At 43.9% G+C, this 24979-nt stretch carries 24 protein-coding genes and 1 pseudogene; 14 read left to right on the top strand and 11 right to left on the bottom strand.

Annotated features, from left to right (window positions below):
- Nucleotides 1-271: 271 nt before the first annotated feature.
- Nucleotides 272-491, top strand: a pseudogene (locus LMH68_RS04495) (2-dehydropantoate 2-reductase); the annotation flags it as partial.
- Between the two features lie 62 nt (nt 492-553).
- Here LMH68_RS04495 and LMH68_RS04490 read toward each other — a convergent pair.
- The 4 genes from LMH68_RS04490 to LMH68_RS04475 form a co-directional block, all read right to left on the bottom strand.
- A complete protein-coding gene (locus tag LMH68_RS04490) occupies nt 554-1912 on the bottom strand; it encodes an AmpG family muropeptide MFS transporter (RefSeq protein ID WP_102428258.1) in 1359 nt (452 codons plus the stop codon).
- Nucleotides 1913-1965: 53 nt separating this feature from the next.
- Nucleotides 1966-2514: a peptidylprolyl isomerase gene (locus tag LMH68_RS04485; RefSeq protein ID WP_017059906.1), complete on the bottom strand. Its 549-nt coding sequence runs from the start codon at nt 2512-2514 to the stop codon at nt 1966-1968.
- On the bottom strand, nt 2514-3083 hold the full coding sequence (locus LMH68_RS04480; protein ID WP_017059907.1) for a YajG family lipoprotein: 570 nt from the start codon (nt 3081-3083) through the stop codon (nt 2514-2516). Before LMH68_RS04480 ends, LMH68_RS04485 begins: the two co-directional genes overlap by 1 nt.
- Before the next feature lie 66 nt (nt 3084-3149).
- Nucleotides 3150-4301 (bottom strand): methyltransferase, encoded by a 1152-nt coding sequence (locus LMH68_RS04475; RefSeq protein WP_229647799.1) that lies wholly within the window; start codon nt 4299-4301, stop codon nt 3150-3152.
- A 174-nt stretch (nt 4302-4475) separates the two neighbouring features.
- On the opposite strand from LMH68_RS04475, the gene bolA reads away from it, so the two are divergent.
- From bolA to nqrM, 9 genes are all read left to right on the top strand, one after another.
- A complete protein-coding gene (gene bolA / locus LMH68_RS04470) occupies nt 4476-4784 on the top strand; it encodes a transcriptional regulator BolA (RefSeq protein WP_017059909.1) in 309 nt (102 codons plus the stop codon).
- Between the two features lie 519 nt (nt 4785-5303).
- Nucleotides 5304-6644 (top strand): Na(+)-translocating NADH-quinone reductase subunit A, encoded by a 1341-nt coding sequence (locus LMH68_RS04465; protein WP_032549021.1) that lies wholly within the window; start codon nt 5304-5306, stop codon nt 6642-6644.
- Between the two features lie 5 nt (nt 6645-6649).
- Complete coding sequence (locus LMH68_RS04460) at nt 6650-7894, top strand: NADH:ubiquinone reductase (Na(+)-transporting) subunit B (protein ID WP_229647800.1); 1245 nt, start codon at nt 6650-6652, stop codon at nt 7892-7894.
- Nucleotides 7884-8651 (top strand): Na(+)-translocating NADH-quinone reductase subunit C, encoded by a 768-nt coding sequence (locus LMH68_RS04455; protein WP_017059911.1) that lies wholly within the window; start codon nt 7884-7886, stop codon nt 8649-8651. Before LMH68_RS04460 ends, LMH68_RS04455 begins: the two co-directional genes overlap by 11 nt.
- Nucleotides 8651-9283 carry an NADH:ubiquinone reductase (Na(+)-transporting) subunit D gene (locus tag LMH68_RS04450; RefSeq protein WP_008223083.1) on the top strand — a complete coding sequence of 211 codons (633 nt, stop codon included), beginning with the start codon at nt 8651-8653 and terminating at the stop codon, nt 9281-9283. The genes LMH68_RS04455 and LMH68_RS04450 overlap by 1 nt, the downstream gene beginning before the upstream one ends.
- A gap of 7 nt (nt 9284-9290) precedes the next feature.
- On the top strand, nt 9291-9887 hold the full coding sequence (gene nqrE, locus LMH68_RS04445) for an NADH:ubiquinone reductase (Na(+)-transporting) subunit E (protein WP_009848375.1): 597 nt from the start codon (nt 9291-9293) through the stop codon (nt 9885-9887).
- 29 nt (nt 9888-9916) lie between these two features.
- Nucleotides 9917-11143, top strand: a complete 1227-nt coding sequence (nqrF, locus tag LMH68_RS04440; RefSeq protein WP_017059912.1) for an NADH:ubiquinone reductase (Na(+)-transporting) subunit F — start codon at nt 9917-9919, stop codon at nt 11141-11143.
- A gap of 174 nt (nt 11144-11317) precedes the next feature.
- Nucleotides 11318-12322, top strand: a complete 1005-nt coding sequence (locus LMH68_RS04435) for an FAD:protein FMN transferase (protein WP_017059913.1) — start codon at nt 11318-11320, stop codon at nt 12320-12322.
- Between the two features lie 16 nt (nt 12323-12338).
- Nucleotides 12339-12593 (top strand): (Na+)-NQR maturation NqrM, encoded by a 255-nt coding sequence (gene nqrM, locus LMH68_RS04430; protein ID WP_009848378.1) that lies wholly within the window; start codon nt 12339-12341, stop codon nt 12591-12593.
- A gap of 135 nt (nt 12594-12728) precedes the next feature.
- On the opposite strand, the gene LMH68_RS04425 is transcribed toward nqrM, so the two are convergent.
- Nucleotides 12729-13967: a response regulator gene (locus LMH68_RS04425; protein WP_229647801.1), complete on the bottom strand. Its 1239-nt coding sequence runs from the start codon at nt 13965-13967 to the stop codon at nt 12729-12731.
- Nucleotides 13968-14130: 163 nt separating this feature from the next.
- Between LMH68_RS04425 and dinB the strand changes: the two genes are divergently transcribed.
- Nucleotides 14131-15207 (top strand): DNA polymerase IV, encoded by a 1077-nt coding sequence (gene dinB, locus LMH68_RS04420; protein WP_229647802.1) that lies wholly within the window; start codon nt 14131-14133, stop codon nt 15205-15207.
- 64 nt (nt 15208-15271) lie between these two features.
- On the opposite strand, the gene LMH68_RS04415 is transcribed toward dinB, so the two are convergent.
- A complete protein-coding gene (locus LMH68_RS04415; RefSeq protein WP_229647803.1) occupies nt 15272-17206 on the bottom strand; it encodes an ATP-dependent DNA helicase RecQ in 1935 nt (644 codons plus the stop codon).
- A 145-nt stretch (nt 17207-17351) separates the two neighbouring features.
- Between LMH68_RS04415 and LMH68_RS04410 the strand changes: the two genes are divergently transcribed.
- The 3 genes from LMH68_RS04410 to LMH68_RS04400 all read left to right on the top strand — a co-directional run bounded on the left by LMH68_RS04410 (nt 17352) and on the right by LMH68_RS04400 (nt 20323).
- Nucleotides 17352-17825, top strand: a complete 474-nt coding sequence (locus LMH68_RS04410; protein WP_017059917.1) for a GreA/GreB family elongation factor — start codon at nt 17352-17354, stop codon at nt 17823-17825.
- Between the two features lie 88 nt (nt 17826-17913).
- Nucleotides 17914-18672: a YggN family protein gene (locus tag LMH68_RS04405; RefSeq protein ID WP_017059918.1), complete on the top strand. Its 759-nt coding sequence runs from the start codon at nt 17914-17916 to the stop codon at nt 18670-18672.
- Nucleotides 18673-18961: 289 nt separating this feature from the next.
- On the top strand, nt 18962-20323 hold the full coding sequence (locus tag LMH68_RS04400) for a sodium-dependent transporter (protein ID WP_017059919.1): 1362 nt from the start codon (nt 18962-18964) through the stop codon (nt 20321-20323).
- 204 nt (nt 20324-20527) lie between these two features.
- Here LMH68_RS04400 and lipA read toward each other — a convergent pair whose 3' ends face one another.
- The 5 genes from lipA to LMH68_RS04375 form a co-directional block, all read right to left on the bottom strand.
- Nucleotides 20528-21493: a lipoyl synthase gene (gene lipA / locus LMH68_RS04395; protein ID WP_017064177.1), complete on the bottom strand. Its 966-nt coding sequence runs from the start codon at nt 21491-21493 to the stop codon at nt 20528-20530.
- A gap of 4 nt (nt 21494-21497) precedes the next feature.
- Nucleotides 21498-22157: a lipoyl(octanoyl) transferase LipB gene (gene lipB, locus LMH68_RS04390; RefSeq protein ID WP_004737632.1), complete on the bottom strand. Its 660-nt coding sequence runs from the start codon at nt 22155-22157 to the stop codon at nt 21498-21500.
- A 195-nt stretch (nt 22158-22352) separates the two neighbouring features.
- The gene (gene ybeD, locus LMH68_RS04385) at nt 22353-22631 is read right to left on the bottom strand and encodes a DUF493 family protein YbeD (protein ID WP_026084358.1); all 279 of its coding nucleotides are present in this window, start codon (nt 22629-22631) and stop codon (nt 22353-22355) included.
- Between the two features lie 232 nt (nt 22632-22863).
- Complete coding sequence (locus LMH68_RS04380; protein WP_017062336.1) at nt 22864-24045, bottom strand: serine hydrolase; 1182 nt, start codon at nt 24043-24045, stop codon at nt 22864-22866.
- Nucleotides 24046-24138: 93 nt separating this feature from the next.
- Nucleotides 24139-24978: a septal ring lytic transglycosylase RlpA family protein gene (locus LMH68_RS04375; protein WP_017062335.1), complete on the bottom strand. Its 840-nt coding sequence runs from the start codon at nt 24976-24978 to the stop codon at nt 24139-24141.
- Nucleotide 24979 lies beyond the last annotated feature (1 nt).

Raw genomic sequence — 24979 nt, 5'->3', positions numbered from 1 at the left:
TCAAATAAAAGTGAGACGGAGTGAAAATTACAATTATTAAGGTGAAGCTGATCACACTAATGATCTAAATGATGGAACTTTAATGTGGCAATGCATCTTGATGCACCTCTAATTCTATTGATTTTGTGAAACTCGATTATTTTGTGGATAAATAGGTGAAATACTGTGCTAAGCAAACGATTCTACTAATTAGAGTGACATGCATATCAAAATCAACAGTATTCATTTCTAAGCGTTTTCTCTTAAAAAATGACAATTCAACCCGTCTTACAATCCAGTCTTTGATCTATCTTTGACCGAAAACGGTGGGTATTGCTGGCAGCACTCCGGCGCTAAGTGATGTGAAATTCAAAGATTATGCGAATGGCATTTATGTTGCGGCGGGGTCTTACTTTGTGACGATTACTGTAGCGGGTCAGCCTTTGGTTGTGGCGATTGATGATTCGATGGGAACAGGTTTTAATCTTATCGTGAGCGACACAACAGACTAGATCTGAAGACCGAACGTAAAAGAGGGAAGCTCAATGCTACCCTCTTATCATTTTTTTTGACTCTATTCTTGATTGTTTTTGGCTTTTTCTAATAAATCCGTGAAAAAGTGGCGTAACGAATAGAGCATGATCAAACTCGGTATCACCATGAGTGCAGTCAGTATAAAGAAGGTTGACCAGTCATTGAGGTAATCAACCAACTCACCACTGAAGGAAGCCAGCGTTGTTCGACCGAAATTGCCCAAGGATGCGAGTAATGCATATTGTGTCGCTGAGAATGCTTGCCCGGTTAATAGCGTTAAGAAAGAGACAAAAGCTACTGTTGAAAAGGCGGTTGTGAAGTTATCGACAATAATCGTTGCCAAGAACAAGGTTTCACTCGGGCCAGTGTGAGCGATCCACGCAAACATTAGATTACTGGCCGCCATTGCCACACCGCCGATCATCAGTCCGCGTACAATACCGAATTTCACATTGAAGACACTGCCTACCAAAGTGAAGAATATCGTCGCGCCCCAGCCAATTAACTTGGAGTAATGACCGATCTGTTCATTACTGAAACCTATCTCTTTATAGAAGGTGATCGACATGCGACCTAGGAAGGCTTCACCTATCTTAAATAGGAATACGAACAGCAGTAGGGTGATGGCAACTTGAACTCCGTTTCGTTTGAAGAAGTCATAAAACGGTTCTAACACGGTAACACTGAACCAAGCCACGACTTTCGAACCGACAACCTTATTGTGGCGTTGCTGAGCCTGTTCTTGCAGGGCTTCGCGTTGTGTATTTGGCTCTCCGACAAAAAGAGTAAACAGCATTAGTACGACAACGACGCCTGCCATTCCGTAATACACGCCATTCCAACCGATTGAGTCTGCGTTAATAAAGGCAAGGTAGCCTGGTAGAGAATACCCCGTCCACCAACCAATTACGGCCATTGCAGAAGCTTGCGGCAGTTTTGATGCTTCGGATTTTGGGAAGGTATCAATACGAAATGCATCAATCGCGATGTCTTGCGTGGCTGAGGCAATGGCAATAGCGAGCGCCAACATTGAAGTAAACGCCAAGTTCTCTGCGGGATTGACGCCTGCGATGAATAAGGTACCGATTAAAACAATGGATTGGCAGAAAAAGATCCAACTGCGTCGCTGGCCGAGTATTGCGTGAAGCACCGGCAGTTTTACTCGGTCTACCAATGGTGCCCATAGAAAGTTAATCGCATACACGGCAAACACACTGCCAAAGTAGCCGATGGCAGCACGCGTTAAACCTGCATCTTTTAGCCAACCAGACATATTGGATCCAATAAGAACCCATGGGAAGCCACTCGAACAGCCGAGCATAAACACCCAAAGTAGGCGTTTATCTAGGTAGCTGCGGAAAGTCTGCATCCAAGAAAGAGAGGGAGTGCCTGATGACATAGGGCGTCCTTGTGTAGAAAAACGCCCTTAAGAAATAAGGGCGTTAGATTGGATTACTTAAGAAGGGTCACTTTAGTGATGACGATTGGGTCAACTGGTATGTCTGACATGCGGCCCATTCGCTTGGTTGGAATCGTTGCCATCTTTTGAACAACATCAAAACCTTCAGTTACTTTGCCGAATACAGCGTAGCCTGGGTTGCTACCTTTTGCGTTCAAGAAGTCATTATCAGAGAAGTTAATGAAGAACTGACGAGTTGCAGAATCTGGCGCATTAGTACGAGCCATCGCGATTGTTGCTGTATCGTTCTTCAAGCCATTGCTGCCTTCATTCTTGATAGGAGCGTAAGTTGCTTGTTGATTCATCTCTTGATCGAAGCCGCCACCTTGAGCCATAAAGCCAGGAATAACACGGTGGAAGATAGTGCCTTCGTAGCTGCCGTCAGCAACGTATTTTAGGAAGTTCTCCGCACTAACCGGTGCTTGTTCTTGGTTAAGCTCAATAGTGAAGTCGCCTAATGTTGTTTCCACGTTTACTTTAGGACCAGCCCAAACGCTCACGCTCACTAGCATTAATGCGATAGAAGATAAAATACGACCCATTAGAAACGTTCCTTCATGTAAGTTTGTAGCTCTTGGTCGTTAGCGATCTCAGTAAGAACCAAGTTGATCACGTCATTAAGAACCATAGAGATGTCGTCGTTAGATGCACTCAATGCACCAGTGCGTGTTGCAGTGCCGTTGAATGTTTTAACTAGTTTGCCTTCAGGCGTTTCAGCGGTAACTTCAAGCGTTACTTTACCGTCCATTTTGTTTTCCATAATGGTGTGCTCTACGGTAACGAGTGCTTCTTGAATCTCTAAAACAATCGAGTTTTCACTGTTTACGCTCGCACGAAAACCTTGAGACTCTAACTGCTGTGCAACAGCATTTTCTAGAGAAATACGCATGTTTTGCTTAGCGTGAATTGGCTGAATGTTTGAACGGCCACTATCAACCAATGCAACATATTGAGCGGCACGAACATCTTTACTGGTTAGTGTGTATGTTTTGCCTTGTACAAGGTTGCTTGAGCTTAGTGAAGCTTCTGGCATTACATTGATCTGTTCTTGCTGAGGGGCTGAACATGCTGTCAAAGCCATAATAGAAGCAGCCAAAATCAGTTTTTTCATTCCTTTATCCTTTCTAAATTCACACCAGAAGCTCGGTATCTTAAATTCTTGTGAAGTCGTTTCTGCTTATTTATTAAAATTCGCAGGTTCTCTTGTTGCTTGTAATATCTCAAATTTTTGGTTTAGTTCAAGCGTTTCAACGTTAGCTTCACCAAATAGTCTTGCTAGTTTGACATCGTATCCGAGGTGTCGGTTGCCAATAACAATTAATTTGCCTCCATTGCTAAGAACATGCTTTGCATCACAGAACATTTGCCATGCAATGTGATCAGTAATCGCTTGTTGCTGATGGAATGGAGGATTACACATCACTAAGTAGGTGCTGTTTTTCTTAAAGCCATCTAAACAGTTGTTGGCGATGAACTGGAAGTTGCCGTCTTCACCAAGGTTATCCTTGACGTTTTGGCGTGCTGACTCCACAGCCATAAAGCTTTCATCCACACAGGTGATACGAGCTTGTGGGTTCAATTGCCCTGCTTTTACACTCAATACACCGTTGCCACAGCCTAGATCGATGATATGACGTAGCTCAGGATCTTGTGGGATGTGCTCTAGCATATAGCGAGCGCCTTGATCGAGTGCTTCCCCTGAGTAAACATTTGGTAAATTTTTCAGACGGATATCTTCACCGTCCACATCCCATTCAACAATAGGCTCTACCGTTTGAATTGGCTGGCAGTTTGGAGATGAGAAGACTAAGCGGTGTTTTTTCTTCGCTAGTGATGTTTTGGTTTCGCCTAGGTATTTTTCGAACAGGTTAAGCGTAGAGGTGTGAATCTCTTTTACCTTGTTGACGCCAATCACTTGGCAGCCTACAGGCAATGCTTGGCGTAGCTGGCTCAGTTGCCAGATTAGGTGACGATTTGTTTTTGGCAGCTGCATGATCACAAGGTCGATACCGTGTGGGATATCATCCATCGTGTTCAAGAAGTTCACTCGGTTACTTTGATTGCGCTGCAAGTTTTTCAGGGCGCCACGGTGAGAGATAAATGAGTCGCTCATCATAGTGACATCATGATCTTTCGAGAACCAAGTCGATAGGGCACCGAAGCTGTCGTTCATGATCAGGATGTGTTTACCAGGTTCAAGGTTCATCTCTTCAACATGGCTAATAATGTATTCGTCGCCCGCATCCCAAGCTTGAAGGGTTTCATTTGAACGTTTCGGGAAACGATGTAAGGTCAAAGTTCTGTCGTGAAGGGTAAGTTCGGTTTTCATTGCTTGAGATACTTATGTAAGAAATAACAAAGATATTGTCTCAAATGCAGGCTGAACAAGATAGAAAAAACTCAACCAAACCTATGCCATTTGCTATGAAATACTCAGACACTCGACCTGTTAGGGTTTATACTCAGCCCACGGATAATGCCAATACGTTATTAAGGAATCACAATGATCCAAGAAGTTATCGAAACAAAATTGCACAATGAGTTTTCACCAAGTCATTTAAACGTGGTCAATGAGAGCTATATGCACAATGTTCCGGCTGGTTCTGAGAGTCATTTCAAAGTGATTGTTGTCAGCGATGTGTTTGAAGGTTTGCGTCTTATTGCTCGTCATCGAGCGGTAAATAAGGCACTTTCAGAAGAGTTAGCCAATAATATCCACGCACTGTCTATTCACACTTATACAAAAGATGAATGGATGAAGCAGCTAGATAGCGTGCCAGACAGTCCAATGTGTATGGGTGGCGGAAAGTAAGAAGGCCTATATACAGAGAAAAGCGCCATGGCGCTTTTTTTGTCGTCAAACGTATGTATTTTTCGTTCTTATATCACCCAAACTGATGTCAAATTGAACGAGCTCAAATACCTACAATGAGTAATGTTTTTATTAACAGTGTTTCAACATAACTAGTAAAATATTAGTTTGTGACAGAGTATTAATCTCTTGTTTAAAACACGATTCAAAAGCCATTTTATCTGTGCGGCTCGTCAAATTTATACATATTTGAGAGGCCATATGCTTCAAATCTCACCAAATAAAGGCTGTATTCAAGTTATTGGTCATGGCATCGAGTTGTCAAAAAATGCTAGAATATCGCACCTGATAAATCTCACATGATTCGTGTGGTGATTTTATTATGAAAATGTTGCGATTTTGGTATCTCAAATTTACCAAAACCGGACACTGTAATGTCGTGTCTAAGGGCGATTTTAAAACGTCCTGAATTTACGCAATTAAAAGAATCTTTTTCCCGATAAAGTAGTGCAAGTGCGTATGATTACAATAAAGAAGGGTTTGGATCTTCCTATCGCAGGAACTCCATCCCAGGTGATTAATGATGGTAAGTCCATCACTAAAGTCGCCTTGCTTGGCGAAGAGTACGTTGGTATGCGTCCTACGATGCATGCTCGCGTTGGTGATGAAGTGAAGAAAGGCCAAGTTCTTTTTGCAGATAAAAAGAACCCAGGTGTTGTATTTACTTCTCCAGCAAGCGGTAAAGTTATTGAAGTGAACCGTGGTGCTAAGCGTGTTCTTCAATCAGTAGTGATTGAAGTAGCAGGCAATGAGCAAATCACGTTCAATAGCTATGAAGCTAACCAACTAGTAGGCCTTGACCGTGATACGGTTAAAGCTCAGTTAGTTGAGTCTGGCGCATGGACCGCTTTGCGAACTCGTCCGTTCAGCAAGGTTCCAGCAGTTGATTCTGAAACTCAGGCTATTTTCGTTACTGCTATGGATACTAATCCGCTAGCAGCTGAGCCAGAATTAATCATTAACGAGCAGTCTGATGCTTTCGTTGCTGGTTTAGATCTTCTTTCAACTCTGACTAACGGTAAAGTGTACGTTTGTAAAAAAGGTACTAGCTTACCTCGTTCAGCTCAGTCTAACGTTGAAGAACATGTTTTTGATGGCCCACACCCTGCAGGTCTTGCAGGCACGCATATGCATTACCTATATCCGGTAAATGCACAAAATGTAGCGTGGAGCATTAACTACCAAGATGTTATCGCATTCGGTAAGCTTTTCCTTACTGGTGAGATTTACTCTGAGCGTGTTGTTTCTCTGGCTGGTCCAGTGGTGAACAACCCACGTCTAGTTCGTACTCAAATTGGTGCTAGCCTTGAAGAGTTGACAGACAGCGAGTTAATGCCAGGCGAAGTTCGTGTGATTTCTGGTTCTGTACTTACGGGTACTGAAGCAACAGGTCCACATGCTTTCCTTGGTCGTTACCATCAGCAAGTTTCTGTTCTACGTGAAGGTCGTGATAAAGAGCTATTCGGCTGGGCTATGCCTGGTAAGAACAAGTTCTCTGTTACTCGTTCATTCCTTGGTCACCTGTTTAAAGGTCAGTTGTTCAACATGACAACGACAACAAACGGTAGTGACCGCTCAATGGTTCCAATTGGTAACTACGAGCGCGTAATGCCTCTAGATATGGAACCTACATTGCTGCTTCGTGATCTATGTGCAGGCGACATTGATAGTGCTCAAGCACTAGGTGCGCTAGAGCTAGACGAAGAAGATGTAGCATTGTGTACCTTTGTATGTCCAGGTAAGTACGAGTACGGTCAACTACTTCGTGAATGCCTAGATACGATTGAGAAGGAAGGGTAATTTTCATGGGCCTTAAAAAGTTTCTTGAAGACATCGAGCATCATTTTGAGCCAGGTGGTAAACACGAGAAGTGGTTTGCGCTTTACGAAGCAGCAGCGACAGTGTTCTACACGCCAGGTCTTATTACAAAGAAAAGCTCGCACGTTCGTGATAGCGTTGATTTAAAACGTATCATGATCATGGTTTGGTTCGCGGTATTCCCAGCAATGTTCTGGGGTATGTACAACGCGGGTGGCCAAGCTATCGCAGCACTTAACCATATGTATGCAGGTGCTGAACTAGCATCTGTTATCAGTGGTAACTGGCACTACTGGCTAACCGAAATGCTTGGAGCCTCCTTAGGAGCCGATGCAGGTGTTGGCAGCAAGATGCTACTTGGTGCGACTTACTTCCTACCTATCTACGCAACGGTATTCATCGTTGGTGGTTTCTGGGAAGTTCTGTTCTGTATGGTGCGTAAGCACGAAGTAAACGAAGGTTTCTTTGTTACTTCTATCTTATTCGCGCTTATCGTTCCGCCAACACTTCCTCTATGGCAAGCAGCACTAGGTATTACCTTCGGTGTTGTAGTCGCTAAAGAGATCTTCGGTGGTACGGGTCGTAACTTCCTGAACCCTGCACTTGCTGGCCGTGCGTTCCTATTCTTTGCATACCCTGCACAGATTTCAGGTGACGTAGTTTGGACTGCTGCAGATGGTTTCTCTGGTGCAACTGCTCTTAGCCAATGGGCTCAAGGCGGCGGTAGCGCACTAATGAACGTAACATCTGGTGAAGCAATCACTTGGATGGACGCATTCATTGGTAACATCCCAGGTTCTATCGGTGAAGTATCGACTCTAGCACTTATGATCGGTGCTGCGATGATCGTTTACATGCGTATCGCTTCATGGCGAATCATTGCTGGTGTAATGATCGGTATGATTGCTGTGTCTACGCTGTTTAACGTGATCGGTTCTGATATTAACGCAATGTTCAGCATGCCTTGGCACTGGCACCTAGTTCTAGGTGGCTTCGCATTCGGTATGTTCTTCATGGCGACTGACCCAGTATCAGCTTCATTTACCAACAAAGGTAAGTGGTGGTACGGCATCCTAATCGGCGCAATGTGTGTAATGATTCGTGTAGTTAACCCTGCATACCCAGAAGGCATGATGCTTGCGATTCTATTCGCAAACCTATTTGCTCCTCTGTTTGACCACGTTGTAATCGAGAAGAACATTAAGCGGAGACTAGCGCGCTATGGCAAGTAATAACGATAGCATTAAAAAGACGCTGTTTGTTGTTATCGCATTGAGCCTAGTGTGCTCAATCATCGTTTCAACAGCTGCAGTTGTTCTTAAACCTAAGCAACAAGCTAACGCGGTTCTAGATCAGCAAACTAAGATCCTTGAAGTTGCGGGCATTGAACTTGCGGGTAATATCCCTGAACTGTACGCAGAGAACATTGAACCTCGTCTAGTTGATTTCGCTACTGGCGATTTCGTTGACGGCGATGCTGCTGCATACGACCAACGTAAAGCGGCAAAAGATCCAGCTCAGTCAATCAAGCTTTCAGCTGAAGATGACATCGCTAAGATCCTTCGTCGTGCTAACACGGGTACTGTATACCTTGTGAAAGATGGCGCTGAAACTTCTAAAGTTATCATCCCTGTTCACGGTAACGGTCTATGGTCAATGATGTACGCATTCGTTGCGGTAGAAACTGATGGCAACACAGTTTCTGGTATCACTTACTACGAGCAAGGTGAAACTCCTGGACTTGGTGGTGAAGTTGAGAACCCATCTTGGCGCGCTCAATTCGTTGGTAAGAAATTATTCGACGAAAACCACAAACCTGCTATTCAGGTTGTTAAAGGTGGCGCTCCTCAAGGTTCTGAGCACGGTGTAGATGGCCTTTCTGGTGCAACACTGACTAGCGTTGGTGTTCAACATACATTTGACTTCTGGTTAGGTGATATGGGCTTTGGTCCGTTCCTAGCAAAAGTTCGTGACGGAGGTCTGAACTAATGTCTAGTGCAAAAGAAATTAAAAAGAGCATCTTAGCGCCGGTGTTGGACAACAACCCAATCGCGCTACAGGTTCTTGGTGTGTGTTCTGCTCTTGCGGTAACCACTAAGCTAGAAACAGCATTTGTTATGACTATCGCGGTAATGTTCGTTACTGCTCTGTCTAACTTCTTCGTTTCTTTAATCCGTAACCACATTCCTAACAGTGTGCGTATCATCGTTCAGATGGCAATTATCGCATCACTAGTAATCGTGGTAGACCAAGTGCTTAAAGCATACCTATACGATATCTCTAAGCAGCTATCTGTATTCGTAGGCCTAATCATTACTAACTGTATTGTAATGGGTCGTGCTGAAGCATTCGCAATGAAGTCTGCGCCAATCCCATCTCTAATCGATGGTCTTGGTAACGGTCTTGGTTACGGTTTCGTTCTTATCACTGTTGGTTTCTTCCGTGAGCTTCTAGGCTCTGGCAAACTATTTGGTATGGAAGTACTACCTCTAGTGAGCAACGGTGGTTGGTATCAGCCAAACGGCTTGATGCTTCTAGCACCTTCTGCATTCTTCCTAATTGGTTTCTTGATTTGGGCAATTCGTGTGTTCAAACCAGAACAAGTAGAAGCGAAGGGGTAAGGTAGTCATGGAACATTATATTAGTCTGCTAGTTAAATCGATTTTCATCGAAAACATGGCGCTTTCTTTCTTCCTAGGTATGTGTACATTCCTAGCGGTATCTAAGAAAGTTAAAACTTCTTTTGGTCTTGGTGTTGCGGTAGTTGTAGTACTTACAATCGCTGTTCCTGTAAACAACCTTGTTTACACACACATCCTGAAAGAAAACGCGCTTGTTGAAGGTGTCGATTTAAGTTTCCTTAACTTCATCGCATTCATCGGTGTTATCGCGGCACTTGTACAAATCCTAGAGATGGTTCTAGACCGTTTCTTCCCACCTTTGTACAACGCACTAGGTATCTTCCTTCCACTGATCACAGTTAACTGTGCAATCTTTGGTGGTGTATCTTTCATGGTAACTCGTGACTACAACTTTGCTGAATCTGTTGTTTACGGCTTCGGTTCTGGTGTGGGTTGGATGTTAGCTATCGTTGCTCTTGCGGGTATCCGTGAGAAGATGAAGTACTCTGACGTACCTCCAGGTCTTCGTGGCCTTGGTATCACGTTCATTACTGTTGGTCTGATGGCGTTAGGCTTTATGTCTTTCTCTGGTGTTCAACTGTAGGGTAAGCACCCAGTAATAAGGAATAACAAATGTTTAGTATTATTCTTGGCGTAGCGATGTTTACCATTATTGTACTGGCTCTAGTACTAGTGATTCTTTTCGCTAAGTCTAAGTTAGTACCATCAGGTGACATCACTATTTCAGTAAACGGCGACCCTGAAAAGGCGATCGTTACTCAACCTGGTAGCAAGCTACTTGGTGCCCTGGCTGGCGCTGGTATCTTCGTATCTTCTGCTTGTGGTGGCGGTGGCTCTTGTGGTCAGTGTCGTGTAAAAGTTAAGTCTGGTGGTGGCGACATCCTTCCAACTGAACTTGATCACATCACAAAAGGTGAAGCTCGCGAAGGCGAACGTCTTGCATGTCAAGTTGCTATGAAAACTGACATGGAGATTGAACTAGACGAAGATATCTTTGGTGTTAAAAAGTGGGAATGTACTGTTATCTCGAATAACAACGAAGCTACTTTCATCAAAGAACTTGCTCTAGCGATCCCTGAAGGTGAAGAAGTTCCGTTCCGCGCGGGTGGTTACATTCAGATTGAAGCTGAACCACATCACGTGAAATACGCAGATTACGATATTCCTGAGGAATACCGTGGTGACTGGGATAAGTTCAACTTGTTCCGTTATGAGTCTATCGTTAAAGAGCATTCGATCCGTGCTTACTCTATGGCTTCATACCCAGAAGAGAAAGGCATCATCAAGCTTAACGTGCGTATCGCAACTCCGCCGCCAAACAACCCTGACGTAGCTCCTGGTGTTATGTCTTCATACATCTGGTCTCTTAAAGAAGGCGACAAATGTACTATTTCTGGTCCATTTGGTGAGTTCTTTGCTAAAGACACAGACAATGAAATGGTATTCATCGGTGGTGGTGCAGGTATGGCGCCTATGCGTTCTCATATCTTCGACCAACTTAAGCGTCTTAAGTCTACTCGTAAGATGTCTTACTGGTATGGCGCGCGTTCTAAGCGTGAGATGTTCTACATTGAAGATTTCGATGGCCTAGCGGCTGCAAACGAAAACTTCGTGTGGCACTGTGCACTGTCTGATCCTCAACCAGAGGACAACTGGGACGGTTACACTGGTTTCATCCACAACGTACTGTACGAAAACTACCTGAAGGATCACGAAGCTCCTGAAGATTGTGAGTACTACATGTGTGGTCCACCGATGATGAACGCTGCTGTTATCGGCATGCTGAAAGATCTTGGTGTAGAAGATGAAAACATCCTACTAGATGACTTCGGTGGTTAATCCACTTAAGTGATTGATATTATGGCTGACTCCTACGAGTCAGCCATTTGTTTTTCTAAGACAGCTTTTGACAACATACTGGCTTATATAAGAAAGAGTAAGGCATTCAAAATACCTATTTTTTACTCTTATTTTTCCTTATATAAATCCTCAACATTAGACAGGAGTAAGCAAGTGAGAATTTGGCTTGTTGCATTAACTTCTTTGATTTTTCTTGCGGGCTGTGAGCAGTCAAGAGAGCAAGTGCATTTGAGTGGCCCAACGATGGGCACGAGTTACAATATTAAATACATCAATGGTGATGAATTTCCTGAGTCTAATGAAGTTCATACAGAGATCGATCGTCTACTTGAAGAAGTAAACGACCAGATGTCGACTTACCGTGAAGATTCCGAATTAAGCCGTTTCAATCAGCATAAAGGTGCGGATGCGTTCGAAGTATCTGAGCAAACAGCGACGGTTGTGAAAGAAGCGATTCGTTTGAACGGTCTTACTGAAGGAGCTCTGGATGTAACGGTTGGTCCGTTAGTTAACTTATGGGGTTTTGGTCCTGAAGCTCGTCCTGAAGTTGTGCCATCAGATGAAGAGCTGGCGGCTCGCAAGGCTAAGATTGGTATCCATCATCTTAGTGTTGAAGGCAACATGTTGAAGAAAGACCTACCTAACCTGTATGTCGATCTATCCACGATTGCAAAAGGTTGGGGTGTTGACGTCGTCGCTGACTACCTTGATTCTATCGGTATTCACAACTACATGGTTGAAGTCGGTGGCGAAATTCGTCTGAAAGGTTTAAACCGTGAGAACGTGGGCTGGCGTATCGCGATTGAGAAACCAAGCGTTGATGAGCGTAATATCCAAGAGATCATCGAGCCGGGTGATATGGCTATCGCAACCTCTGGTGATTACCGTAACTATTTTGAACGTGATGGTGTTCGTTACTCACACATCATCAACCCTGAAACAGGAAAGCCTCTTCACCATAAAGTGGTTTCTGTGACTGTTTTAAACCCGTCTTCAATGACTGCAGACGGCTTATCTACGGGCCTTATGGTCTTAGGTGAGGAAAAAGGAATGGAAGTCGCAAACCAACATAACATCCCAGTGTTCATGGTGGTAAAAACAGCAGATGGCTTTAAAGAAATTGCTTCTGAAGCATTTAAGCCATACTTAGGTAAATAAGGTAAGCGAGATAATTATGAATACATTTCTGATTACATTTGGTGTTTTTCTTGCAGTAATCGCAGCGATGTCAATTGGCTACATTATCCAAAAGAAAGTTGTGAAAGGTAGCTGTGGCGGTTTGGGTGCTGTTGGTATTGATAAAGTATGTAACTGCCCTGAACCTTGTGACGCGCGTAAGAAGCGTGAAGCACGTGAAGCTTACCGTGAAGAGAAGCTGGCTGAGCGTCAACAAAAAGAAGCGGCTTGGAGTAAAGACCGTATCGCTTAATTGGTGACAGTCATAGGGGATAGAGTTATCTATGCCCTCAAATTGAAAAGCTCAAGATTATCGTCTTGAGCTTTTTTAGTTTTGAGGTCTAGCAATTAATCTTGGTATACCAAAAATGGAAACAGAGGCGAATGACTATTGTTCGATTTGCATGCTGTTACGCGCAAACACTAGTTGGTTTCTACCTTGCTCTTTTGCCGTATAAAGAAGCTCATCAGCGGCTTTGATCTGCTCATCTAGCTTCGCGTCTAAATCGGTTACGCCGATACTGATACTGACCTTGATTCTTTGAGAGTCATGCTCAACAACATGGCTTTCAATGGCTTCTCTCATGGACTCTAAGTTGTCAACAAAGCTCTCAAACGAACCACACGACTGAATACAAAATTCTTCGCCACCGAAGCGTACAGCAACATCATCTTTAAAATGGTCTTTGATGATCTTGCCGACTTCCACGAGGACTGCATCACCACCATCGTGACCGTAGGTGTCGTTCACTTTCTTGAAGAAGTCGATATCCATCATGGCTATACTGCGCTGCTCACAACCTTTACATGTTTGATTGAACAGGTAACGACGGTTCCATAAGCCAGTAAGAGCATCCTCGTTGGCATGTAGAAATAGCTCGTTGGCCGCTTCTTTCATATCAAGCAGTTGATGGATACGGCAAAAAAATTCTTCTTGGTTAAAAGGCTTGTAAAGGAAGTCGTTAGCCCCCGCTTTAAGGAATCGAGCTGTCATGGTGCGATCATCGCTGCCTGATAACCCTAGAATAGCCAACTGGTTTCTGTCGTGATCGCGTCGTATCTCACGGATCATCGCTATACCGTCTTTCTTCGGCATATCATGGTCTGTAACAACAAACGTAATATCGGGATCGTTATGAAGGAGCTTTAATGCTTGTTCGCCATCTTCGGCTTGGATAGTTTGGATATATTGGTGTTCTAGAAGTTGAGCTATGTAACGGCGAACGACCGCTGAATCATCGACAACCAATGCTTTGTGATGGCGATTATTCGAAATTCTTTGAACCAGGGGAAGTAGGTAGCTTACTGATGACATACTGTCTTTAAGTATGTAATCGATAACGCCTTTGGCTAGGACTTGCTCTCGCAGTTGATTGTCGAACATCCCGGTCAGGACAATGATTTTCTGTTGATAGCCTAAGACGAGATCAATGATCTCGCCGTCTTGGCCGTCAGGTAAACAGTAGTCGAGGACTGCACACAAGAAATCCGTTTCTTGCTCTAAGATCGCTTTGGCTTCTTCTACAGATTCCGCCAACGCAACTTCATAGCCATCGTTCTTAAGTTGTTGGTAAAGGTAGTTTCTGAATGCACGGCTATCTTCTACCACTAGTATTTTTTCACTCAAAAGCGATCCCTACTTATAGACTAAATACTCGTTAACAATACTATCAGAATTGTAGGTGGCTATTGAAGTGAAACCTGTTGAGCTGGACTCTATATCATTTTAAATTTGAGAATAATTGATTATACTGTTCATAGATACAGTTGTAAGGTTGAGTTATTTCTAGATGCGTAGTGCGGACCAAGAGAAAGTCAGAAAAATAATCCATGTCGATATGGATTGTTTTTACGCGGCTGTAGAAATGCGTGATAACCCTGCTTACCGAAATCGCCCGTTAGCTGTTGGTGGGCATGAAAAGCAACGCGGCGTTTTGAGCACCTGTAATTATGAAGCCCGCAAGTTTGGTGTTCGCTCTGCAATGCCGACCGGAAAAGCCCTGCAGCTTTGTCCTAATCTATTGGTTGTGCCGGGAAGAATGTCGGTCTATGTCGAGATATCTAAAAAGATCCGCGAAATCTTCTCTCGATACACATCAATCATTGAACCTCTTTCTTTGGATGAAGCTTTCCTTGATGTCACCGATTCTAAGCGGTGTCATGGTTCAGCAACACTTATTGCCGAGTCTATTCGCCGTGATATCTGGAACGAACTGAACCTGACAGCTTCTGCAGGAATTGCACCGATTAAATTCTTGGCGAAAGTGGCCTCGGATCTGAATAAGCCCAATGGTCAGTTTGTTATCCCTCCACAAGACGTGCAATCAGTGATCGATGAGCTACCACTTGAAAAGATTCCCGGTGTTGGCAAGGTGAGCATTGAAAAGCTGCATCAAGCAGGTTTCTTTACTTGTAAGGATATTAAAGAGTCTGACTATCGAGACCTCCTACTCAAGTTTGGCCGTCAAGGTGCATCACTCTGGAAGCGCAGTCATGGCATTGATGATCGAGAAGTTATCATCGAGCGCGAGCGAAAATCGGTAGGCGTAGAGCGCACCTTCACTCAAAATATTTCAACTTACGCTGAATGTTGGCAGGTAATCGAAGACAAGCTATTTCCTGAACTCGAGACTCGCTTAGAAAAGGCTAGTCCAAGCAAAGCGATCATCAAGCAGGGCATTAAGCTCAAGTTCGCCGATTTTCAACAAACCACGATTGAGCACATCCACGCCTCTCTCGATCGTGAACACTTCAAAGAGCTGCTTAGTGAAATACTGAAAAGACAACAAGGGCGAGAGATACGCCTACTTGGTTTAAGTGTAATGCTGCAACCCAAAGACCAAATGCGTCAGTTGAGCTTCTTTTAAAGATAATGAGTGAGATGAATACCGACTACGCTTCATAGCCTAGTCGGTTTTTTATAAGTAAGAATTACCTAGGAAGTTGTTTTACTCGCGCTAAGGTATCACTGAACGGTTGCTGCTCTAGCTTGCCGTAACCGACCATTTTACTGGCTTTGAGTTTGGTTGAAAGCGGGGTGGCGATTCCACATAAGAAGCGAGTAATTGCCTCGTCGGTAATCAGTTGTTGGCTAGCCGAAATAAACTCATGTATCCATGTCATCACCGTCTCATCATCGATAGGTTCAACATCAACGGTTGGTAAGATTGCCACTTCTCCTCGACATACAGAGCAGTGACCGCAGTTTGTTGGTGCTTTATCATCGGCAAAATAACTCGCAAGGCGTGAGCTTAGGCAAGTATCCGCCTCAAAGAAATTCAGCATTTGGTTAAGGCGGTTTATCTCGCTGTTTTCTTTTGCTTTAAACAACTCAGTTAGACGCTCTGACAGTTGCATCATATCTTCAGAAGTATTGTGGATCGCGTAGACATCGGTGATCTGCTTGCTTTCTAGTTCAATCCAACCTTGTTCATTGAAGTAGTCGATAGCCGCAATCACACGCTGACGATCGGCTTGGAAGTGTGTCCAAAGCGCATCGAAGTCGACTTGGCACCACACTCTTGCTTGAGGAGAGCATTGGAAAATCGCTTCGACAAATTGACGACGTTCACTTTGAAATTGCTCTGTGATCTGCTGTTTCGGACGAATGAACTTAAATTTGTAGTCTGCGAAGTAGCTGTACTTGGGCTCAATCACACCTTCAATTTCGAGATACACCAGTAGTGTTTTTAGCGGTAACTGACGAATGTTGGATTCACGTGATAGTTGATTAAGCATGATCTCCCATTGATTCGAGCCAGAAGCGCCAATGTTTTGATTTTCGTAGATCTCTTTTAATACCGCTTGGATCGATATGTTGTCTGGCGTATCACCAAAAACGAAGTTCTCGAGTGTGCTTAAACCGTGTTTGTTAGCCAGTAAAATACATTCAGACGCTTGCCCATCTCGACCAGCTCTGCCGATCTCTTGTGAGTAGTTTTCGATCGATTTTGGTAAGTCAAAGTGAATCACTCGGCGAATGTTGGACTTATCCACGCCCATACCAAACGCGATAGTTGCGACGATACAGCTCACGTCATCATTCATGAATTGGTGTTGAATAGCATCTCTATTTTCAGGCTTAAGACCCGCATGGTAAGCCACTGCATTAACGCCAGCATTGCGAAGCTGCTGAGCCAGCATCTCTGCCGTTTGTTGAAGGGTGACATAAACAATAGTCGGAGCGAGAGAAGCTTGGTTAACCACATTGCACAAGGTTTCTAGCTTACTGGTTTGTTCACAAGGTTGAATCGACAGATCGAGATTTTGACGATAGAAACCCGTAACCACAACGCGCTCCTCATCAATTTCAAACTTTGACTTCATATCTTGGATAACCGCTGTAGTCGCAGTGGCTGTCAGTAGTAGAACCTGAGGAATATTGAGCTGTTTTTGGTATTGAGGAAGCTTCAGGTAGTCGGGTCTGAAGTTGTGTCCCCATTCTGAAATACAGTGCGCTTCATCGACCACAAGCAGTGAGATCGACACTTGGGAGATAAACTGACGAAAGCGTTCGTTCTTCAAGCGCTCGACGGAGATCATGAGGATCTTGGTGTCACCGTTACGCACTGACTGCATAACCTGTTGTGTGGTTTGTCGGTCTTGGCTTGATTCGATTGCCGCTGCGCTAATGCCTTTACTGTGCAGGAAAGCGAGTTGGTCTTTCATCAAGGCTAACAGTGGCGATATCACCAAGGTTAAGTGCGGTAACTCTAATGCTGGTAATTGATAGCACAGCGATTTACCTGAGCCTGTCGGGAATATCGCGGCAGTCGAGTGACCAGATAGAACGTTATCAATGACTTGCTTTTGCCCATTGCGCAGTGAGTCGAATCCGAATACTTGTTTTAGCTTCTGCTCAATCATTTATGTTCTACCTGAGTTATTAAGTGTCGTATTGATGCTAAAGCGGGCGCCCATTCATGATAGCGTCGCTTGATGAATCAAATGTCTTGCACCTGATTGTACCTAATTCTATTCTGTAGCTCCTATAGAAAAGCACCCCAATAGTATGAATAAGTCTGAGCTTCGCCAAATAATCATAGAGCAACTTGAATCCCGATTACGTATCGCACAATCTGCTACTCAACGCGCTATTGATGCTGCGACAGATGAAGAGACAGTGCCTGAACATAAGTACGATACATTGGCATTAGAAGCTTCGTATCTCGCCCATGGTCAAGCGGTGAGGGTACAAGAGTGTGAAGACGATATTCAGTGTTATCGTAACTTAGTGTTGCGTGATAGTGAGAAGGTTACGGTGAGCAGTTACGTTGTGGTCATTGACGAGCATGATCAATATAAACACTTTTTTATGGGGCCGAGAGTCGGCGGACTTTCTGTCACGTGGAATGAGAATGAGATTGCCATCGTGACGGCAAATGCACCTTTTGGCCAGGCTCTAATGGGTAAAGAAGTTGGTGATGAGATTGAGTTTAAGGTCGCAGATAAACAGTTTTGCTACGAAGTTATCTCTATCGACTAACTAACTGACTAATAGATATAAAACGTTTCTCTGACAAAGGAGCATATACCAAGGGTATAGTAATCTGTCAGATTGATGAGAGGATGTTATGAAAAACAATGTATTAATTGCATCACTAACAGCGGTTATCGCTGTTGTGAGCTTGCCAACGTTTGCTGCTCAGTGTCGAGTTGATTTGAAGAATGAACTACGAATTGATGACCAAAAAGTCGAAATCCATCAAGTGAATGGTGATACGGCCGTTTTTGATGATAACAACGACCTCTATATTCATGGTGAGAAGGTTGAGCTTGATGCCGACCAACAAGCGGCGATTGAGAAATATCGCGAAAACATGAGTGAGTACTTACCTCGAGCGAAACAAATGGCCAACGATAGCTTAGCGTTAGCCAATGACGTGATTGATGATATCGCGGCTAGCCTGGATTCACCTGAGTCATTTGATAATGTAAAAGAATCAATGAAAACCTACTTTGCAGAACTGGAAGCGCGTTATTACAAAGATGGCGAATTAGTGTTGCCTGCAGAAAGCTTTGATTCGATGGCCAATGGCTGGTCTGAAGATTTCGAGAAGGCGAAAGAAATCTTTAACCAAGAATTTATCTCTAGCGCTTTTAATGCGATGTCAGAAAAAATGAAACAAGACGGTGGCCTAAACCTGACTGAACTGGCTGACAGTATGGCTGAATTAAAGCTGAAAGTTGAAGAGCGAATGAAAGAACACTCTCAACAAGTACAGGAGGAAGCGAATGAGTTCTGTGATTCACTTGATGAGATGGCAGAACAAGAGCAAGAACTGCATGAAATCATTCCGAACTTAAAAGATTACCAAGTCTTCACAATTTAATTCGAGTCTAGTGATGAATAGTAAGAGCACCGGTCGGTGCTCTTTTTGTTTGTATAAATGGAACCACACGGCGAGTATTTATCTCAATTCAATCCATTTCCTTCTTAAGCCTACTGCTTCGCTTTGTTGCTTATAATTGAACGATAAGACTGGTTTTTTGTTAATTTTGTTGTTCTAAATAGCGCATTGATTGTAAAAATCAGAGAATTGTTCATTTATTGGTTGTGCCTATCATTGCTTTTTATTACTGTACTTCTCAACTAGTTCACTGATTTTTAATGCGGGCGATATGGACCAACAATCTTCCTCTTCAAGAGAGCACTTTAGCTCTCGTTTAGGTTTTATTTTAGCAGCGGCTGGTGCAGCGGTTGGCTTGGGTAATATTTGGGGTTTCCCGACTCAAGTTGCTAGCAACGGTGGTGGCGCTTTCCTTTTAGTCTATTTGATCATGATCTTCGTGGTTGCTTTCCCTATGTTGGTGGTTGAGATGGCTATAGGCCGTCACGGCCAAGCAAACCCAGTTGATAGCATGCGATCTTTGACGACAAACCCTTTGGGTAAGAAAGTCGGTGAGTTTGTCGGTTGGGTTGGACTGAGTGTACCAAGCGCAGTGTTGGCATTTTACAGTATTGTTGGTGGCTGGTTGATCTGTTTCCTAATTGGTGCGGTCGCGGATCTTATCGGCCTAGAAGCGATTGCTGATTGGTTTAAGGGCTTCAGTGTTGAGCGCAACGTATTTGGTACCGTCGCGTTCTATGTACTGACTATCTTGATTGTGCAGGGCGGTGTTAAGCAAGGCATTGAGAAATGGTCGACTCGTTTGATGCCTGCGCTGTTTGTTTTATTTGGCTTATTGTTTGTTTACATCATGACGCAATCTGGCGCGATGGAAGGCCTAAAACATTACCTTATTCCAGACTTTGAGAAAGTGTGGGATAGAAAACTGATTCTGGCGGCAATGGGACAGGGGTTCTTCTCACTCACTATTGGCGGTTGCTCGATGTTGGTTTATGGCTCTTACTTAAGCAAGAAAGAGAACCTACCAAAAATGGCGATGAACGTAACTCTGGTGGATACTGCTGTCGCTTTTATTGCTGGATTAGTGGTGATGCCAGCAATGTTTGTTGCGATGCAAAAAGGCGTTCAAATTTACGCTGAAGACGGCTCACTATTAAGCTCTGACACTCTAGTATTCACGGTTTTGCCGTTGATGTTTGATAGTTTAGGTGTGCTTGGACAGATCTTTGCGATTGTGTTCTTTTTACTACTAACGATTGCTGCACTGACTTCTTCGATTTCGATGCTTGAAGGCCCGGTTGCGCTAGTGAGTGAGCGTTTCAATACTAGACGAACGCCAACAAGCTGGGTGATTGGTGGTGCTATCGCGCTGTTTAGTGTGGTGATTGTTTACAACTTTGCTGCGATGTTTGGCATGGTAGCGATGATTGCAACTCAGTATCTTCAACCAGTCGCTGCACTGATGTTCTGTGTGTTTGGTGGTTGGGTATGGAGCCGAGCTTCAAAAGTGAAAGAGCTTGAACAAGGCAGTCCTGATTTTCAACTTGGTTGGTTTGGTAAGGTTTGGCCAATGTATGTGAAGTTTGTGTGCCCAATTTTGGTAGCAACGGTTATCTGGGCATCTTTCGGTTAATGCAGAACCCTATCTGGGCTTTTTGAAATTACCTCCTCTGAACTTGAAATATTAAGCACAAAGCCACTCATAAAGAGTGGCTTTGTTGTTTTTATATAAAGCTTAGTGGCACGAAATATAAAGCTATAGCGGCACGAACAAGATAGAAAAAAGGCGCTGAACATAATATTCAGCGCCTTTGCATTGTTCGTTAAGCAATCGTGATTACTTAATTTCCATACCTTGAGCTTGCAAGTCCGCATGGTAAGAAGAACGTACAAACGGGCCACACGCTGCGTGAGTAAAGCCTAGCTCTAGAGCAATCTCTTTCAGCTCATCGAACTCAGAAGGCGGCACGTAGCGTTCTACTGGTAAGTGGTGACGGCTTGGTGCTAGGTATTGACCTAGTGTCAGCATAGTCACACCATGTTCGCGAAGGTCTTTCAGTACTTGAACGATCTCTTCTTTTGTCTCGCCAAGACCCATCATCACACCTGATTTTGTTGGGATATCAGGGTGCTGCTCTTTGAATTTCTTCAGTAGATCAAGAGACCACTTGTAGTTCGCACCTGGACGCGCTTTACGGTATAGACGTGGCGCTGTCTCTAGGTTGTGGTTGAAAACATCTGGCGGGTTGTCTTTCATTAGGTCAAGCGCAACGTCCATACGACCGCGGAAGTCTGGAACCAGTGTTTCGATACGAATATTTGGGTTGAGTTCGCGAATCTCACGGTTACAGTCAGCAAAGTGCTGAGCACCGCCGTCACGCAAGTCATCACGGTCAACTGAAGTGATTACAACGTACTTCAGTTTCATGTCTTGAATTGTTTTAGCCAGTTTCTTCGGCTCTTCAGCTTCAGGAGCAACAGGACGACCATGGGCAACATCACAGAACGGGCAGCGACGAGTACAGATAGCGCCAAGAATCATAAACGTTGCCGTACCGTGGTTGAAACACTCGGCTAGGTTAGGGCAAGACGCTTCTTCACAAACTGAGTGCAGGTTGTTTTTACGCATTGCTGATTTGATTTCTTGAATACGATGGCTGTCTGAAGGAAGTTTAATCTTCATCCATTCAGGCTTACGTAGAACTTCTTTCTGTTCAGCAGGCATATTCTTTACGGGAATTAATGCCATTTTGTCAGCGTCACGATATTTAACGCCTTTTTCCATTTGGATTGGTTTGCTCATGATTTTATGCTTCTGCTGTAATGTTACTGGTGGCTTGAATGTCTACTTGGTCATAGCCGAGTAGCTCTACGAGCTCTTGTATTAACTGTTGCTCAACGTTTTCTAGTTCACTTGGTCCGCCGAGTTGGCTTACCTGCGCCATTTCCATACCTTGGTAACCACATGGGTTAATACGCAGGAATGGAGACAGGTCCATATCGACGTTGAGTGCTAGCCCGTGGAACGAGCAGCCACGTCGAATACGTAATCCGAGTGAACAGATTTTCTTGCCATCGACATAAACACCAGGAGCGTCAGGTCGGGCAGCTGAATCTATATTGTAAGCTTTCAGAGTATTGATTACGAGGTTCTCGATATGAGTAACCAAATCACGCACTCCGAACTTCTTGCGGCGGATGTTAATCAGAAAGTAAGCGACTAATTGGCCTGGGCCGTGATAAGTCACTTGGCCACCGCGATCGCTTTGTATTACAGGGATATCACCAGCATTCAATACATGCTCGGCTTTACCTGCTTGTCCTTGAGTGAAGACAGGGTTGTGTTCAACCAACCAAACTTGGTCTACGTCTTCTTCCGTGCGTTCGTCTGTGAACTTATGCATGGCTTTCCATACAGGTTCGTAATCCTGACGGCCTAATTTTTTTACGATTAGCTTATTTTGCAAAGCTGCACTCCCTCAAGGATTAATAAAGTGAACGCATTATAAACGCGAAACATGATTCTAACTACAGACGGACTGCAAGGTTTTTCAACTTTCTTTGTATTTATTGAAAATTAAGTTGAATGAATTTGAGCTAGATAGGGTGCTTTAAACAAAAACAGCGGCAATAAGCCGCTGTTTTTCATGTGCAATCGGAGATTACAGAACCATACGAACGATTTCGATCTCGCCCAGTTCTTTATAAAGAGTTTCTACTTGTTCAATTGAAGTCGCAGTAATATTGATAGAAACAGAGTGGTAGTTACCTTTCGCACTCGGTTTTAGCGTTGGGCTGTAGTCACCAGGAGCATGACGCTGGATCACTTCTAGTACTAGCTCAGTCAGTTCTGGCTTAGCGTGGCCCATTACTTTGTAAGTGAATGAACAAGGGAACTCTAAGAGGTCTTTTAGTTTTGCATCAGAATTGATGTTCATGATTAGCTCCAAAAGGCTAGACGCTCGCAAATTGGCGAAATGTCGATAAAAAGCGTGTTCGGTCAACAGACACGAGTAATAAGGCGGAATATTACGTGTAAATATCACCGAACTCAAGATCAACAAAAGCCGCACATGGCGGCTTTTGGTTCACTAATGAGCAAATCATGAACTTACTCATTAGGTTAGCTATATAACAAGCTTAGGTTTTACCTAGAACAAACCTTTGGCTTGTTTAGAATAAACCCTTGAATAGAAGAACTAGGTAGTCCCATAGACGGCTGAATAGGCTGCCTTGGTCTACATCTTCAAGTGCTAGTAGGGGGTATTCAGCAACGTCTTCACCGTCTACTTGGTAGAATAGTTTACCAACTACATCGCCTTTGCTGATTGGCGCTTCTAGCTCTTTCTCAAGAACGAAGCTTGCCTTCAGGTTCTTAGCTTGACCACGAGGTAGCGTCACGAAAGTATCTTCGTCGACACCTAGCGCAACTGTGTCCTTGCTACCCATCCAGATCTTCTCTTCTACGAAAGTTTCACCGGCTGTGTGTGGTGCCACTGTTTCAAAGAAGCGGAAGCCGTAGCTAAGCAGTTTTTTGCTTTCTGTTTTACGAGCATTCGCATTCTTGGTGCCCATAACTACAGCAACTAGGCGCATTTTGCCTTCTGTCGCTGAGCTTACTAGGCTGTAACCTGCGTTGCTTGTGTGGCCTGTTTTGATGCCATCAACGTTCATGCTCTTATCCCATAACAGACCGTTACGGTTGTATTGGGTGATGCCGTTGTATGTGAATTTCTTCTGTGAGTAGATACGGTACTCGTCTGGTACGTCGCGAATCAGCGCCTGACCAAGTAGCGCCATATCGTAAGGCGTTGAGTATAGGTTCGGGTTGTCTAGACCGTGCACGTTAGCAAAGTGCGTGTCTTTCATGCCGATAGAGCTTGCCCAAGCGTTCATTAGGTCAACGAATGCATCTTCAGAGCCAGCGATGTGTTCAGCCATAGCAACACATGCGTCGTTACCTGATTGAATGATGATACCGCGGTTTAATTCTTCAACTTTAACCGTAGTGCCCACTTCAACGAACATCTTAGATGAATCTGGGAAGTTTTTAGCCCAAGCATTTTCACTGATTACAACATCGTCGTTTAGGTTGATGTTGCCACGGTCGAGCTCTTGGCCGATCACGTAGCTCGTCATCATCTTGGTTAAACTTGCTGGAGAAAGCTGAGTATTCATCTCTTTCTCTGCTAGTACTTTGCCTGAATGGTAATCCATCAGAACAAAACCTTTAGCGGCGATTTGAGGTGCATCAGGAACAACAATAGGAGCGGCGAATGACGATGTAGCTATCGTTGCAGAAAGAGCAACAGAAGTAGCAAAAATCGATTTAACAAGTTTATTAGATTTAATCATTTTGAATGCAATTATTTGGTGAACTATTCATATATTAACAGAATCACTCTGTCACACCAGAGCGCTGATTACCAGAAGTAACTGTTAGATTAATTAGCGAGTTAGGGTGTGTTTTTTTATATAAGCTGACGGGTAACCCATTAGCTTAACTTGTTCTAATTTCTCTTGAGTCAGAGCATAGTCATGAAATGGCCCAATCATCAGACGGTATTTGTCATCATTTGGCTGCAAGAACGTTGCTACTTCTAGCTTTTCGGCTAGATCTTTCGCTAACTTTTCGGTCCTATCTTCATGTGGAGATGTTGCGACTTGAATAATAAATTGCGGTAAAGCAGCCTTTTTATTTGCGTCGGTTGGCATAGCCACAGTAATGACTTCAATCTCAACATTTGCCGTGCCGGTTCTCAACACATCGAGCTTGTAAGCTGCCGCATAACTAAGGTCAATGATTCGGCCTTCATGGAATGGGCCGCGGTCATTGATACGAACAATTGTCGTTTTGTTGTTGTCAGTATTCGTCACTTTTACATAGCTTGGAATTGGCAATGTTTTGTGCGCCGCAGACATCGAATACATGTCGTAGATCTCGCCGTTCGACGTTAAGTGGCCATGAAATTTCTTACCGTACCAAGAGGCTTTGCCTTTCTCAGTAAACCCTTCGGTCTTCTTTACGATCTTGTAGTCTTTGCCACGTAAAGTGTAATCCGTGTTACCACCTAAACTATAAGGTTCATACTGAGGGTGAGCATCCTCGAGATGCTCTACTGAGATCGGTGCGTCTGGTGCAATATCTGAATCAATATCGTAGCGGCCTGTTGGCTGCTTTGAAGAACAACCATTGATTAAAATCGCTAGCCCCAAGATAGAGACTATTTTTTTGATTGGCAGCTCTTCAACCAAGGATGCTTTTTTTTGAAACGTTGTAATAGACATC

This window comes from Vibrio sp. F13 (genome assembly GCF_020806305.2).
Taxonomy (GTDB): Bacteria; Pseudomonadota; Gammaproteobacteria; order Enterobacterales; family Vibrionaceae; genus Vibrio; species Vibrio crassostreae_C.
The sequence above is the reverse complement of the archived record's forward strand: the minus strand, read 5'-3'. Positions and strand labels throughout refer to the sequence as shown.

What these genes read in the sequence shown, in the direction of transcription:
- LMH68_RS04410 (WP_017059917.1), top strand. Translation starts at nt 17,352, where the DNA reads ATGAATAAGTCTGAGCTTCGCCAAATAATCATAGAGCAACTTGAATCC.
- LMH68_RS04460 (WP_229647800.1), top strand. Translation starts at nt 6,650, where the DNA reads ATGGGCCTTAAAAAGTTTCTTGAAGACATCGAGCATCATTTTGAGCCA.
- LMH68_RS04380 (WP_017062336.1), bottom strand. Translation starts at nt 24,045, where the DNA reads ATGATTAAATCTAATAAACTTGTTAAATCGATTTTTGCTACTTCTGTT.
- LMH68_RS04405 (WP_017059918.1), top strand. Translation starts at nt 17,914, where the DNA reads ATGAAAAACAATGTATTAATTGCATCACTAACAGCGGTTATCGCTGTT.
- bolA (WP_017059909.1), top strand. Translation starts at nt 4,476, where the DNA reads ATGATCCAAGAAGTTATCGAAACAAAATTGCACAATGAGTTTTCACCA.
- nqrM (WP_009848378.1), top strand. Translation starts at nt 12,339, where the DNA reads ATGAATACATTTCTGATTACATTTGGTGTTTTTCTTGCAGTAATCGCA.
- LMH68_RS04415 (WP_229647803.1), bottom strand. Translation starts at nt 17,206, where the DNA reads ATGATTGAGCAGAAGCTAAAACAAGTATTCGGATTCGACTCACTGCGC.
- nqrE (WP_009848375.1), top strand. Translation starts at nt 9,291, where the DNA reads ATGGAACATTATATTAGTCTGCTAGTTAAATCGATTTTCATCGAAAAC.
- lipA (WP_017064177.1), bottom strand. Translation starts at nt 21,493, where the DNA reads ATGAGCAAACCAATCCAAATGGAAAAAGGCGTTAAATATCGTGACGCT.
- LMH68_RS04400 (WP_017059919.1), top strand. Translation starts at nt 18,962, where the DNA reads ATGGACCAACAATCTTCCTCTTCAAGAGAGCACTTTAGCTCTCGTTTA.
- LMH68_RS04490 (WP_102428258.1), bottom strand. Translation starts at nt 1,912, where the DNA reads ATGTCATCAGGCACTCCCTCTCTTTCTTGGATGCAGACTTTCCGCAGC.
- LMH68_RS04455 (WP_017059911.1), top strand. Translation starts at nt 7,884, where the DNA reads ATGGCAAGTAATAACGATAGCATTAAAAAGACGCTGTTTGTTGTTATC.
- nqrF (WP_017059912.1), top strand. Translation starts at nt 9,917, where the DNA reads ATGTTTAGTATTATTCTTGGCGTAGCGATGTTTACCATTATTGTACTG.
- LMH68_RS04450 (WP_008223083.1), top strand. Translation starts at nt 8,651, where the DNA reads ATGTCTAGTGCAAAAGAAATTAAAAAGAGCATCTTAGCGCCGGTGTTG.
- LMH68_RS04375 (WP_017062335.1), bottom strand. Translation starts at nt 24,978, where the DNA reads ATGTCTATTACAACGTTTCAAAAAAAAGCATCCTTGGTTGAAGAGCTG.
- LMH68_RS04480 (WP_017059907.1), bottom strand. Translation starts at nt 3,083, where the DNA reads ATGAAAAAACTGATTTTGGCTGCTTCTATTATGGCTTTGACAGCATGT.
- LMH68_RS04475 (WP_229647799.1), bottom strand. Translation starts at nt 4,301, where the DNA reads ATGAAAACCGAACTTACCCTTCACGACAGAACTTTGACCTTACATCGT.
- LMH68_RS04485 (WP_017059906.1), bottom strand. Translation starts at nt 2,514, where the DNA reads ATGGGTCGTATTTTATCTTCTATCGCATTAATGCTAGTGAGCGTGAGC.
- LMH68_RS04465 (WP_032549021.1), top strand. Translation starts at nt 5,304, where the DNA reads ATGATTACAATAAAGAAGGGTTTGGATCTTCCTATCGCAGGAACTCCA.
- dinB (WP_229647802.1), top strand. Translation starts at nt 14,131, where the DNA reads ATGCGTAGTGCGGACCAAGAGAAAGTCAGAAAAATAATCCATGTCGAT.